We start from the raw sequence: 13,018 nt of genomic DNA on the forward strand, positions 1-13,018 counted from the left end.
CTCAGCCCTCTATACGGGAAAAATCGGCTACGTGTTGCACTGCATCACGGAAGTGCGCGAGCAAATCAAGCCGCGTCGCGCGCTTGTTAGCATCCGCATCATTGACCGTAACCGCATCAAAGAACGCATCGATCGGGCCGCGCAGGGCTGCGAGGGCCGCCATGGCCGCCGCGAAATCTTCCGCCGCAACCGCCGCGCGCGCAGCCGGCTGCGCCTTGTTCAGCGCCGCGACGAGCGCGGCCTCTGCCGGTTCCATGACGTAGTCGGCAGGATGAACCATCTGGCTGCGGGCGAGCGCCACCTCGCGCATGTCGGGATCGTCGACGCCCGACAGCGGGTCCTCGTCGCCCGAACGCGGAATGGTCACATCGGCGCCCTGCCAGTCTTCCTTCTTGAGGATATTGGCCGCGCGCTTGTACCCGGCGAGCAGGTTCACACCATCATCGGTGCCGACAAATGCCTGAAGCGCCTGGACCCGCGCCAACAGGCGGACGAAATCGCCATCCCCGCCCAGCGCGAACACGGCATCGATCAGATCATGCCGGACGCCGGCTTCCTTTTGCTGGACCTTGAGCCGCTCGGCGAGAAAATTGAGCAGGGCCTCCGTTCCATCGACAGCCCGGTGCATCGAAAGGGTTACTGCGGACTGCTTGCGCTCCTCCGCGTTCGCCCAGACAACATCGTCGACAGGCATCGCCTCACCCAGGTTGGCGAGTGCCTGCGCCGCGTAAACTTCGGAATCCGCGTCAACCCGGCCCGCGCGGTAAGCGACACCGCGCGCCATCTCTACGGCGAGGGCCATTTTCAGCCCTACCCGCAGCCTGTTTTCCTGCAGGACCGCCAGCACCGCCAAGGCTTGCCGACGCAAGGCGAACGGGTCCTTCGATCCGGTTGGCGTCAGACCTTCAACGAAGAACTGCGCCAAGGTGTCCAATTTGTCCGCGAGCGCCACGGCCACGGTCACCGGCGCGGTGGGCACTTCATCGCCCTGCCCGACCGGCTTGTAATGGTCGCGGATCGCGTCGGCCACGGCGTCGGGCAGACCTTCGGCGCGGGCATAGTAGCCGCCCATCAGGCCCTGCAGCTCAGGGAATTCGCCGACCATTTCGGTGACGAGATCGGCCTTGCACAGTTCGGCCGCCTGGCGGGCGAGCGCAGGGTCGCAGTTCGGCACGATCCCTTCGCTGGCCAGCCATTCGGCCAATTTCGCCACGCGCTCGACCTTGTCGGCCACCGTCCCCAGCTTCTCGTGGAAGGTGATCCGCGCCAGCTTCTCGGCGTGGACCGAAAGCGGGGTCTTACGGTCCTGCTGCCAGAAGAAGCGCGCGTCGGAGAGGCGCGCGGCCAGCACCTTGCGGTTGCCGTTCACGATCGCCGCGCCGCCGTCGCTCGCCTCGATATTGGCGGTGCAGACGAAGGCGTTGGCAAGATTGCCCGCGCCGTCACGGCAGATGAAATACTTCTGGTTGGTCCGCGCGGTAAGCTGGATCGTCTCGGGCGGAACCTCGAGGTAATCCTCGTCAAACCGGCCGAGCAGCGGCACCGGCCATTCGGTCAGGCCCGCGTTCTCGATCACCAGACCTTCGTCCTCGACCAGCACCAGCCCGGCATTCACCGCGGCGGCCCGGGCCAGCTCGCGGACCATGCCTTCACGCTCGGCATGATCGACCAGGACGTGGCAGGCGCGCAGCTTCTCCACATAATCGTCCGCCGTGCCGATGGTGATCTGGCCCGGATGGTGAAAGCGGTGGCCGAGAGTGGCATAGCCCGAGCGGACACCGCCGACCTCGCACTCGACCAGATCCTGCCCGAAAATGGCAACGATGCCCGAAAGCGGGCGCACCCAGCGCAGGCTCTCGGTGCTGATCGAGGCCTTGCCCCAGCGCATCGACTTGGGCCACGGGAAGGCGCGGCAGATCGCCGGGATCGCCTCGCCCAGCACGGCGCGGGTATCGCGGCCAGGCTTTTCGGTGATGGCGAAAAGCACGCCGTCACGCTCGGTCAATTGCTCGGCGGTCAGCCCGGTCTTGCGCAGGAAGCCTTCGAGCGCCTGCGGCGGCGCGCCGACGCGCGGTCCCTTCACCTCTTCGGAAACGGCGGCGGTCGCGTCCGGCAAGCCCTTGGCGATCAGCGCGAGGCGGCGCGGGGTCGAATAGACCGTGACCGCGCCGACCGAAACACCGGCGCCAGCCATCTGCTCGCGGAACAGTTTCTCAAGGCTCGCGCGGGCACCGGCCTGCATCCGCGCCGGGATCTCCTCGGAGCGCAGTTCGAGGAGGAAATCACGCGCCTTTGCGGCCGCGCCAGATGCAAGCTGATCGCTCATACCGTCCACCCCGGGAACTTCTCGGCCCATTCGGCCTCGTTCTTCCTGATCCACGCCTCGCACGAACCCTTGGCGAGATCACGCACCCGGCCGATGTAGCTGGCGCGTTCCTGCACCGAGATCACGCCGCGCGCCTGCAGCAGGTTGAACAGGTGGCTCGCCTCGATCGCCTGGTCATAGGCGGCGAGCGGAACTTCGGCCTCGATGCAGCGCCTGCACTCGGCCTCAGCCGCCTGGAAGCCGCGGAACAGCGAATCCGTGTCCGCGACCTCGAAGTTGTACTTCGACATCTGGCGTTCGTTCTCGAGGAACACCTCGCCATAGGTCACGCCGTCGTTGTTGAACTTGAGGTCATAGACCCAGTCCACGCCCTGGATATACATGGCGAGACGCTCGAGCCCGTAAGTCAGCTCACCCGCCACCGGCTTGCAGTCGAACCCGCCGACCTGCTGGAAATAGGTGAACTGGGTCACTTCCATCCCGTCGCACCAGACTTCCCAGCCCAGCCCCCAGGCGCCCAGCGTGGGGCTTTCCCAGTCATCCTCCACGAAGCGGATATCGTGGGCGAGCGGATCGACGCCGATCGCGGCGAGGCTCTGGAGATAGAGTTCCTGCAGGTTTTCCGGGTTAGGCTTCAGGATCACCTGATACTGGTAATAGTGCTGCAGTCGGTTCGGGTTTTCGCCATAGCGCCCGTCGGTCGGCCGGCGCGAGGGCTGGACATAGGCCGCCTTCCACGGCTGCGGGCCGAGCGCGCGCAGAGTGGTCGACGGGTGGAAGGTACCCGCGCCCATGCGCATGTCATAAGGCTGGAGGATGAGGCAGCCCTGCGCGCTCCAGAAGGCGTGGAGGCGCAGGATCATGTCCTGGAAGGACAGCGGTGCGGCGGTATCCGTCATGAGGGCGCCTTTGGCGGATGGCGCGCGGGGAATCAACCGTGCACACGGCCTGCAAACGGTGCCATGTCAATTTCCGTTCATCTCTTGGCAGGTTTACCCGCTATAGGCCGTGATCATGCGCCTTGCCCTCCGTTCGCTCGCCCTTCCCGTTCTTGCCGCCCTTGCCTCGCTGGCCGCGCCCGGAGCGGCACAGCAGCTCGCGCCCATCCCGGCCGCGGCGGCTGCAGCCACGACGCCGCCCACCGTACCGGTCACGCCCGCGCTGTGGAAGCTGTCGGACAAGGACACCACGATCTACCTGTTCGGCACGATCCACGCCCTGCCGGCCGGGGTGAACTGGCTGACCGGGCCGGTCGAGGCCGCCTTCCGCAAGTCGGACCAGCTTGTCACCGAGATTCCCGAGACCGACGCGAAGGAGATGCAGAACGCAATCCTGTCCAACGCCATGCTTCCGGCAAGCCAGACCCTACGCGGCCTGCTCTCGGCCGAGGACAAGGCCAAGCTGGAAGGCGCTCTGGCCTCGTTCAAGCTCCCGCCCGAGGCCTTCGACCGGTTCGAGCCGTGGTACGCCGCCGTCGCGCTGACCACCCTGCCGCTCGCCAAGGAGGGCTACAGCGCCGATACCGGGGCCGAGGAAACCATTTCCGCCGCGGCCAAGCAACTGGGCAAACCCCGGATGGGCCTCGAAACGGCGGCCTACCAGCTGTCCCTGTTCGACGGCCTGCCGATGGAGGTCCAGAAGAAGTACCTGCGCGACGTGATCGACGGCCTGCCCACGCTCGATACCGAACTGGCAGCGATGATCCGCGAGTGGAGCGCGGGCCATGCCGACAAGCTCGCCGAACTGCTCAACGACAAGGAAGACGATCCGCGCATTTCCGCCGTGCTGCTGACCGGGCGCAACAAGATGTGGGCCAACTGGGCGAAGAAGCGCATGGCCGAGCCGGGCACGGTCTTCGTCGCGGTCGGCGCGGGGCACCTCGCGGGCAAGGAATCAATGCTGACCATGCTGACCAAGAACGGATTGAAGGTCGAGCGCATCCAGTGAAGCCCGTCGCTGCGCTCGCCGCGCTGGCGCTGCTCGGGGCCTGCTCGCGGGCCCAGCCGGCCAATCCAGCGCTGTGGGAAGTGAGCGGACCGCAGGGCGAGAAAGGCTGGCTGTTCGGCACCATCCACGCACTGCCCCAAAAGGTCGGCTGGCGCACCGACAAGGTCGATGCAGCCCTGCGCGGGGCCGATTCGATCGTGATGGAAATCGCCCGGATCAACGACGACACGGCCACGGCGCAGGTCTTTGGCGAATTGGCGAGGAGCCCCGGCCAGCCGCCACTCACCCAGCGGATCGCGCCTGACCTGCGCCCTGCCCTCGCCCGCATTCTCAATGACAAGGGCCTGTCAGACACCGCCTTCGCCGAGACCGAGACCTGGGCTGCGGCGCTGGAGCTTGCCCAGGCCGTAACCAAGGCCGGCGATCCGGCCAACGGGATCGACCGGGCACTGACGAATGCCGAGCCGGGCCTGCCGGTGGGCGAATTCGAAGGCGCGCGGCGGCAGCTCGGCATTTTCGACGCCCTGCCCGAGACCGAGCAGCGCGACCTGCTCGCGGCTGTCATTCGCGGCGCGGGCGAGCCGGATGACGAAAGCCGCATCGCTGAAGCCTGGCGCACCGGCAACATGAAGACCATCGCCGAGGCCACGCACCAGGGCCTTCTGGCCGATCCCGAACTGCGCGAGGCGCTCTATTCAGCGCGCAACCGCGACTGGACCGGACAGCTCGACACCATGCTCAGGGCCGGGCGCCACCCCTTCGTCGCGGTCGGCGCGGCGCACCTTGCCGGGCCCGATGGCCTGCCCGCCCTGCTCGTCCAGCGGGGGTGGACCGTACGCCGGGTGGAATAGCTTGCTTTTCCGCCGCTTTGCGCTTAGGGGCCGCCGCTTCCCGTCATGGTCATCCCTGGAGGCGTGGCGGGAGAAACAAACTTCAATCGCAATTCGAAAGGCAAGTCCATGAGCGAAACGCTTAACCTGCCGGCCGAGGCGCGCGATCGGGTTGGCAAGGGAGCCTCCCGCAGTCTGCGCCGCACGGGCCGTGTCCCCGCCGTAGTTTACGGCAACAACGAAGAACCCCTCAGCGTCCACGTTGAGGAGAAGGAACTGGTCCGTCAGCTGATGACCGGTCACTTCTTCAACTCGATCGTCGAGATCGAGGTCGATGGCGCCAAGGTGCGGACGCTTCCCAAGGACGTGGCCTTCCACCCCGTGAGCGACCGTCCGGTCCACGCGGACTTCCTGCGCATCTCGGCTGACCATCAGGTCCACGTCGAAGTGCCGGTGATCTTCGTCAACGAAGCCGGCTCGCCCGGCCTCAAGAAGGGCGGCGTGCTGAACATCGTCCGTCACGAGCTCGAACTGGTCTGCGCGCCGGATTCGATCCCCGACGAGATCCAGATCGACGTTGCCGGTCTCGACATCGGCGCCTCGATCCACATCAGCAACGTGAACCTGCCGGCCGGCGTCGCCTCGGCGATCACCGACCGCGACTTCACGATCGCGACCATCGTTGCCCCCTCCTCGCTGAAGAGCGAAGAAGGCGACAACGAAACGCCTACGGCGTAATGGATTTCGGGGGCCGCGCCTCGGTGCGCGGCCCTCTTTCCTCTTTTCTCAGGTAAACACCCCAAGCCATGCAAGTCTGGGTCGGCCTCGGCAATCCCGGTCCGCAATATGCGCTGCATCGGCACAACGTGGGGTTCATGGCGGTGGACACCATCGCCGAGGTGCATGGCTTCGGGCCAGTGCAGAAAAAGTTCCAGGGCTGGGCCCAGGAAGGCCGCATCGGCGGCCAGAAGATCCTCCTGCTCAAACCCGCCACCTTCATGAACGAGAGCGGCCGCGCGGCCGGAGAGGCGCTGCGCTTCTACAAGCTCGGCGTCGAGGCGCTGACCGTGTTCCATGACGAGCTCGACCTCGCTCCGATGAAGGTCAAGGTGCGCACCGGCGGCGGCCTTGCCGGCCACAACGGCCTGCGCTCGATCGACCAGCACCTCGGGCCCGATTTCCGCCGGGTCCGGATCGGCATCGGCCACCCCGGCCACAAGGACCGGGTGACCGGCCACGTCCTCGGCAACTATGCCAAGAGCGAGATCGACGCCCTGTCCGACATGCTCGGCGCAATCGCCGGCGAGGCCGAATGGCTCGCCAAGGGCGGCGACGCGCGCTTCATGAGCGACGTCGCCCTGCGCCAGAACGGCTGAAAGGGCCGCTCCCTCGGGAGCGACCCTTTCGCGATTTCGAGAGACCGCCCCCGCCCACGCGGGACGGAGACAATCCGGTTAGGTTTAGCCCGACCAGGTTTAGCGCAGAGCGCCGCCGATGATCAGGCCGATCAGGCCCGTGGCCACGGCAGCCATCACGATATCGCCGTTATCGGCCCGGTAGTAGCGATAGCCCGGGCGCGGGGCCGGCAGGCCATAGTACGAATAGTTCGTGATGTAGTAGCCACGGTCGCGCCAGTAGGGGTAGCGCTGACCGGTGCGCCAACGGCCCTGATAGCCGTTGTAGCCGTAGTTGCCGCCATAATAGCGCCAGGTGTGGCGGTCGCGCCGATTGTCGCGGCGATTGTCGCGGCGGTCATACTGGTCGGGCCGGCCGTCACGGTCGCGGTCACGGTTCCATTCGCGGCGATCCGGCACACCGTCGCGGTCGCTGTCGCGGTTGCGGTACTGCGCCTGGGCAGGAATGGCTGTCACCACGCTGCCCACTGCGACGAGCGCGGCAACAGTGCTGGTGAGGTACTTGTTCATGTTTATTCTCCCGGTGGGGTGACTTCGGGCAAACCCCTGATGCCGCGTCATGTTCCGCCCACGACGGCGGAAGGGACGCGACAAGCGGTGGGCTGAGCGCGTTAATCCGAGCGAAAGCTTGTGAAATCGCCAGTCGCGCTGGCAACTGGCCAAAGCGGCCCGGCCCGGCTAAGGGGCGCGGCAACCAGCAGTTTATCGGAGTGCAAGATGGGTTTTCGTTGCGGGATCGTCGGCCTGCCCAACGTCGGCAAGTCGACGCTGTTCAACGCCTTGACCGAGACGCAGGCGGCGCAGGCGGCGAACTATCCGTTCTGCACGATCGAGCCGAACGTCGGCAATGTGGGCGTGCCCGATCCTCGGCTCGATGCCCTGGCGAAGATCGCGGGCAGCCAGAAGATCATCCCGACCCAGCTCGGCTTCGTCGACATCGCCGGCCTCGTGCGCGGGGCGAGCAAGGGCGAGGGCCTTGGCAACCAGTTCCTCGGCAACATCCGCGAGGTGGACGCGATCGTCCACGTGCTGCGCTGTTTCGAGAACGATGACATCCAGCATGTCGACAACAAGGTCGATCCCATCTCGGATGCCGAGACAGTCGAGACCGAGCTGATGCTCTCCGACCTTGAAAGCCTCGAGAAGCGCGTCCCCGCCGCCCAGAAGAAGGCCGCGCAAGGCGACAAGGAAAGCAAGATCATTGCCTCGGTCCTCGGCCAGGCGCTCGACCTGCTGCGCGAAGGCAAACCCGCCCGCCTGACCAAGCCCAAGGACGAAGAGGAAGCCCGCGTCTTCCTTCAGGCGCAATTGCTGACTGCAAAGCCGGTGCTTTACGTCTGCAACGTCGAGGAAGAGAGCGCGGCCGAGGGCAACGCCTTCTCCGCCCGCGTGTTCGAGAAGGCCAAGGCCGAGGGCGCCAATGCCGTGATCGTCTCAGCCGCGATCGAGGCCGAGTTGGTCGGCATGGACCCGGAAGAGCGCACCGTGTTCCTGGAGGAGATGGGCCTGCACGAAACCGGCCTCGCCCGCGTGATCCGCGCCGGTTACGAGCTGCTCCACCTGATCACCTTCTTCACCGTTGGCCCCAAGGAGGCCCGCGCCTGGACCGTGCACAAGGGCGCAAAGGCCCCGGACGCTGCGGGCGAGATCCATTCCGACATGCAGCGCGGCTTCATCCGGGCAGAAACCATCGCCTATGACGACTACGTGTCGCTCGGCGGCGAAGGCGGCGCGAAGGATGCCGGCAAGCTCAGGCAGGAAGGCAAGGAATACGTGGTGCAGGACGGGGACTGCCTGCATTTCAAGTTCAACGTCTGACCGTTCGGCATCGAACGGGCCATGAGCGCGGACAAGGCTCACTACGAAGATCTCGCGGTCGGCACCGAACTGCGATTCGGAGACGAGCCGGTCACGCGCGAGGACGTGCTGGAATTTGCCCGCAAGTACGACCCGCAGCCGTTTCACCTCGATGACGAGGCGGCGGCAGCGGGCCCGTTCGGCAAGCTCGCGGCCAGCGGGTGGCAAACAGCGGCCTTCTCGATGCGCATGCTGGCCGATCATGTCCTCTCGCACCAGGCCGGCATGGGCGGGGCGGGGACCGACAACCTGCGCTGGCACCGCCCGGTCTATCCGGGCGACCGGCTCTCGTGCCGCCTTGTCCTCAACGGCAAGCGCCGCAGTTCCAGCCGCCCGGAAATGGGGCTGATGTTCCTCCACCTCGAAACCCTGAACCAGCATGGCGAGGTGGTCATGTCCTACGATTCGACCGGAATGATCCGCGTTCGCCATCCCGAGCGGGACTAGCCGAGCTTCCCGTTCGGCCCCTGACCGGCTAGGCATGGGGCCATGCTCCGCCGAGTCCTCATGGCCCTTCTGGTTCTCTGCCTCGCCCTTCCGGCGGCGGCGCTGCCCGTGGCGCATGAGCACACGGCCCCCGCGATGCCGGCTCATGAGCATCATGCCGCCGCCCACGCGATGAACGGGCACGATCAACGCCAGCCGACCGACGAACGGCACTCCCCGCCCGTCGCTCCGGCGCATGACTGCATCGGCTGCGTCGCCGACAGCGGCGGGATCGCGGCCATGCCGCCTGTCGTCGAATGGCGCGGTTTGGCGCCGCGCCCGGCGCTCGCCGCTTCCGGCATCGGCCACCTGCGCGATCCGGAAACCCCGCCGCCGCGGGCCTGACCTGTTACGCGCGCCGCTCTCGCGGCGTTTGCTCACGACAGGACAGGACTTTTCCAACATGAAGCAGATTTCGCTGCTGGCGCTTGGCTGCGCCGGCCTCATCGCCAGTCCCGCCAGCGCGCAGGACCAGCCGACCGATCACGCCGCCCACGCGGAACACGGCGCCGCGCCGACCGCACCGCCCCCGGAACCCACCGTCGACGCCATGGACGACATGGCCATGGAGCACACCGCAATGAACCATTCCCGGATGGATCACCCCATGCCCGCCCGCGCGCAATGGACCGCCGGCTCCGGCACCTCGCGCCTGCCCGGCGCCGAAGGAATGATGCCCGGCATCATGGCGGATACCGGCGGCTGGAACATCATGGCCCATGCCGCCACCAACCTGAATTACACCTCCGCCAGCGGTCCGCGCGGGTCGGACATGGCCTATGTCACCTCGATGCTGATGGCCTCGGCCACCCGCGACACCGAGGCGATGACGTTCCAGTTCTCCGCCATGATGAGCGCCGAACCGGCCATGAACGCGCGCGGCTATCCTAATCTCTTCGCCACGGGCGAGACCGCCGGCGGCGCGCCGCTGGTCGACCGGCAGCACCCGCATGACCTATTCATGGAACTGTCCGCCCGCGCCGACATCAAGCTCGGCGCTGGAACCACCCTGTTCGTCTATGGCGGCCCGGTGGGCGAGCCGGCGCTCGGCCCCAGCGCCTTCGTGCACCGCCTGTCAGCCTCGTTGAATCCCGAGCCGCCGATCTCCCACCATTGGCTCGATTCGACCCATATCACTTACGGCGTGGTCACGGCGGGGCTGTCAGCGCCGCTCTGGCAGCTCGAAGCCTCGGCCTTCCGGGGGCGGGAGCCGGACGAGAACCGCTGGGACATCGAAACCCCACGGCTCGATTCGTGGTCGGTCCGCGCCACCCTGACCCCGAATCCGCGCTGGGCCGTGCAGGCGAGCTACGGCTGGATCAAGGCGCCCGAGATCACGCACCCCGGATCCAACGAGCGGCGCTTCACCGCGTCGGCGCACTATGCCAGCGGCGGCGGGCTGACCGCGATGCTCGGCTACAGCGCCAGGCGCCGGAGCGGGGAGACGACCCTGCCCGCATGGCTGGCCGAAGCGAACTGGAACTTCGACCTGCGCAACGCCGTGTTCGGCCGGATCGAGAATGTCACCAACGACGAACTGTTCCCTGACCATGCCGACCCGCTGCATGACCAGCCCTTCAAGGTGACCAAGCTTCAGGCCGGCTATGCCCGCAAGGTCCGCCTTGGCCGGGTCGGGCTGGCGCTGGGCGCCAGCGGCGCGGTGTTCCTCACGCCCGCGGCGCTCGGCACGGTTTATGGCAAGACCCCGGTTCAGGGCACCCTGTTCCTGCGTTTCTGGCTCGACCGGTAAGCCCGGCCACCAGCCTCAAGACGAGCAGGTCAGCTCGCCCGAGGCCGAATAGACCAGCTGATCGTGCGCATCGCGCACGGTCACGCTGCCTTCCCAGCGCATGGCATCCTGCCCCAGGCTGGTGCCATCACCGGGCGAGCGCGCGATCGTCAGGGTCTGGGCCTTGCCCACATAGTGCCCGCGCGTGCCCACAGCGAGAACCGGGCTGCCCATATCGGCGGCGAAAGTGACGAACCGCCCCGCGAGCTTGATCGCGGCGCGGCGGTCATTGGCCATCATCACCGGATCGCCGCCGGGCTGGGCCGCCGGGACCAGCGAACAGCCTGCGCCATATATGCCGTTCTTCTCGATATCGGCGGCGGTGATCGGCTGGAGTTCGATCGGCGCAGGCGGCGGCGCTGCGGTCTGGACAGCTTCGACCATGGCGACCGCGCGGGCATCCTCGGCCGCCTGCTGCGCGGCGCTTTCGCCCTGGTGGCAGGCGGACGACAGCAGCGGCAGCACGAGCAGGGTGGCTACCGCAGGCTTGGTCATCACTTTCTCCCGAACAGCTTCTCGATATCGCCGTGAGCCAGCTTCACCCACGTCGGCCGGCCGTGATTGCACTGGCCGGACCGGGGGGTACGCTCCATCTCGCGCAGCAGGGCATTCATCTCTGCCACCGACAACGCACGGCCCGCCCTGACGGATCCATGGCAGGCCATCGTTGCCAGCACGTGGTCGAGCCGCTCGCCCAGGAGCAGCACGTCGCCGTTCTGGGCCAGATCGTCGGCGATGTCCTGCACCAGCGCGGAAACGTCGCTCTTCGCCAGCGGCGCCGGGATCGACCGCACCAGCATGGCGTTCGGCCCGAACCGTTCGATCGCCAGCCCGAACGTGGCCAGCTTGCCGGCGTTCTCCTCCAGCCGGTCGCAGGCCGGTTCGTCGAGTTCGACCACTTCGGGCAGGAGCAGCGCCTGCGCCGCCGCCACCTTGTCCCCCGCCCCGGCCGCCTTGAGCCGTTCCAGCACAAGGCGTTCATGGGCGGCGTGCTGGTCTACGATGACGAGGCCATCCGCCGCCTCGGCGACGATATAGGTGTGCGCCACTTGCCCGCGCGCGACCCCGAGCGGAAACTCGGCCTGCTCCGGCTCCAGCGGCTCGGCCACTTCGGCGCGGCCCGCCGGGGCCATGACGGCCTGCTCATAGCCCCGCCAGGCCTGCCCGGCCTCGGACACGCGCGGCGCGCCGAACAGCGAAGGGCTGGCAGCCGGCCACAACGGCGCCGCACTCGTCCCGCCACTGGACGGGAACGCAGACTGCGGCCCGAGCGGCGCCAGAGGCTCGGCCTGCCAATTACCCATGGCTCCGGCCGCCGGGGTCTGCGCCGTGCGCTTCCCCTCGCTCTCCAGCGCGTGGCGCAGGCCCGAAACGAGGAACCCCCGGATGAAAGCCGGATCGCGGAAACGCACCTCGGTCTTTGCGGGATGGACGTTTACGTCCACTTCTTCAGGTGGAACCTCAAGAAACAGGGCCAGCACGGCGTGACGGTCTCGCGCCAGCATGTCGGCATAGGCGCCGCGCACGGCCCCCACCAGCAGACGGTCCTTCACCGGGCGGCCATTGACGAAGAGATACTGGTGATCGGCCACGCCCCGGTTGAAGGTCGGCAGGCCCGCCACCCCGGTCAGCCGGGCGAACCCGCGCTCGGCGTCGATCACCACTCCATCCTCGGCCAGTTCACGCGCCACCAGCCGGGCCACGCGATTGGCCAGCCCCTCCCCGCCCTGCACGGCCAAGGCGCGGCGCCCGTCATGCTCCAGCGTAAAGCCGATCTCGGGCCGGGCCATGGCAAGCCGGCGGACCACGTCGAGGCAGGCCGCATATTCACTGCGCGGCGAGCGCAGGAACTTGCGCCGCGCCGGCACCCGGCCGAACAGGTCCTCGACCCGGATGCGCGTGCCGGGCGGCAGGGCGGCCGGGCCTTCACCGGCCAGTTGGCCGTGATCGACCACCCGCCGCCAGCCTTCGGCCGCGCCTTTGGCCCGGCTCTCCAGCGTCAGCCGCGCGACAGAGGCGATCGAAGGCAGCGCCTCGCCCCGGAAACCGAGCGTCGCCACCAGTTCGATCGCCTCGTCGGGCAGCTTCGAGGTGGCATGGCGTTCGAGCGCGAGGGCCATCTCGTCAGGCGCCATGCCGCAGCCGTCGTCGGTCACCTCGATCAGGTCGAGCCCGCCATTGGCGAGGCGCACCGCGATCTGGGTCGAACCCGCGTCGATCGCGTTCTCGACCAGTTCCTTGAGCGCCGCGGCGGGCCGCTCCACCACCTCGCCGGCGGCAATGCGGTTGACAAGGTTTTCGGGCAGGCGGCGAATGGTGGGCATGGGGCTGCGAACCTAACGACGAAGCGCCGCCTTTGCGAGACGAG

The 13,018-nt window shown here is 67.5% G+C and carries 13 protein-coding genes; 8 read left to right on the plus strand and 5 right to left on the minus strand.

Translation table 11 applies throughout. The features are described 5' to 3' along the window. Position 1: 1 nt before the first annotated feature. Together glyS and H7F51_RS04285 are read right to left on the minus strand one after the other, a co-directional pair. Positions 2-2,326: a glycine--tRNA ligase subunit beta gene (glyS, locus tag H7F51_RS04280; RefSeq protein ID WP_246447811.1), complete on the minus strand. Its 2,325-nt coding sequence runs from the start codon at positions 2,324-2,326 to the stop codon at positions 2-4. After that, entirely contained in the window at positions 2,323-3,225 is a 903-nt protein-coding gene (locus H7F51_RS04285) for a glycine--tRNA ligase subunit alpha (RefSeq protein ID WP_185663007.1), read from the minus strand. Before H7F51_RS04285 ends, glyS begins: the two co-directional genes overlap by 4 nt. 115 nt (positions 3,226-3,340) lie before the next feature. Between H7F51_RS04285 and H7F51_RS04290 the strand changes: the two genes are divergently transcribed. The 4 genes from H7F51_RS04290 to pth all read left to right on the plus strand — a co-directional run bounded on the left by H7F51_RS04290 (position 3,341) and on the right by pth (position 6,479). Continuing rightward, entirely contained in the window at positions 3,341-4,273 is a 933-nt protein-coding gene (locus H7F51_RS04290; protein WP_185663008.1) for a TraB/GumN family protein, read from the plus strand. Next, positions 4,270-5,124 (plus strand): TraB/GumN family protein, encoded by an 855-nt coding sequence (locus H7F51_RS04295; RefSeq protein WP_185663009.1) that lies wholly within the window; start codon positions 4,270-4,272, stop codon positions 5,122-5,124. The genes H7F51_RS04290 and H7F51_RS04295 overlap by 4 nt, the downstream gene beginning before the upstream one ends. A gap of 108 nt (positions 5,125-5,232) precedes the next feature. Continuing rightward, a complete protein-coding gene (locus H7F51_RS04300; RefSeq protein WP_185663010.1) occupies positions 5,233-5,841 on the plus strand; it encodes a 50S ribosomal protein L25/general stress protein Ctc in 609 nt (202 codons plus the stop codon). A 68-nt stretch (positions 5,842-5,909) separates the two neighbouring features. Further along, the gene (gene pth, locus H7F51_RS04305; protein WP_185663011.1) at positions 5,910-6,479 is read left to right on the plus strand and encodes an aminoacyl-tRNA hydrolase; all 570 of its coding nucleotides are present in this window, start codon (positions 5,910-5,912) and stop codon (positions 6,477-6,479) included. A 99-nt stretch (positions 6,480-6,578) separates the two neighbouring features. On the opposite strand, the gene H7F51_RS04310 is transcribed toward pth, so the two are convergent. Next, entirely contained in the window at positions 6,579-7,028 is a 450-nt protein-coding gene (locus tag H7F51_RS04310; protein ID WP_185663012.1) for an RcnB family protein, read from the minus strand. A 207-nt stretch (positions 7,029-7,235) separates the two neighbouring features. On the opposite strand from H7F51_RS04310, the gene ychF reads away from it, so the two are divergent. From ychF to H7F51_RS04330, 4 genes are read left to right on the plus strand one after another with little or no spacing between them, the layout of a single operon-like run. Continuing rightward, positions 7,236-8,336 (plus strand): redox-regulated ATPase YchF, encoded by a 1,101-nt coding sequence (gene ychF / locus H7F51_RS04315; RefSeq protein WP_185663013.1) that lies wholly within the window; start codon positions 7,236-7,238, stop codon positions 8,334-8,336. A 21-nt stretch (positions 8,337-8,357) separates the two neighbouring features. Further along, positions 8,358-8,822, plus strand: coding sequence for a MaoC family dehydratase (locus H7F51_RS04320; RefSeq protein ID WP_185663014.1), 465 nt, complete (start codon positions 8,358-8,360; stop codon positions 8,820-8,822). 42 nt (positions 8,823-8,864) lie between these two features. Then, positions 8,865-9,206, plus strand: a complete 342-nt coding sequence (locus tag H7F51_RS04325; RefSeq protein WP_185663015.1) for a hypothetical protein — start codon at positions 8,865-8,867, stop codon at positions 9,204-9,206. A gap of 58 nt (positions 9,207-9,264) precedes the next feature. Continuing rightward, positions 9,265-10,611 (plus strand): hypothetical protein, encoded by a 1,347-nt coding sequence (locus H7F51_RS04330; protein ID WP_185663016.1) that lies wholly within the window; start codon positions 9,265-9,267, stop codon positions 10,609-10,611. Positions 10,612-10,626: 15 nt separating this feature from the next. Here the strand turns inward: H7F51_RS04330 and H7F51_RS04335 are convergent, their stop codons facing one another. After that, a complete protein-coding gene (locus H7F51_RS04335; protein ID WP_185663017.1) occupies positions 10,627-11,145 on the minus strand; it encodes a hypothetical protein in 519 nt (172 codons plus the stop codon). Continuing rightward, positions 11,145-12,974, minus strand: a complete 1,830-nt coding sequence (gene mutL, locus H7F51_RS04340) for a DNA mismatch repair endonuclease MutL (protein WP_185663018.1) — start codon at positions 12,972-12,974, stop codon at positions 11,145-11,147. Before mutL ends, H7F51_RS04335 begins: the two co-directional genes overlap by 1 nt. Positions 12,975-13,018: the final 44 nt, after the last annotated feature.

The sequence above is a fragment of the Novosphingobium flavum genome, assembly GCF_014230315.1.
Lineage (GTDB): Bacteria > Pseudomonadota > Alphaproteobacteria > Sphingomonadales > Sphingomonadaceae > Novosphingobium > Novosphingobium flavum.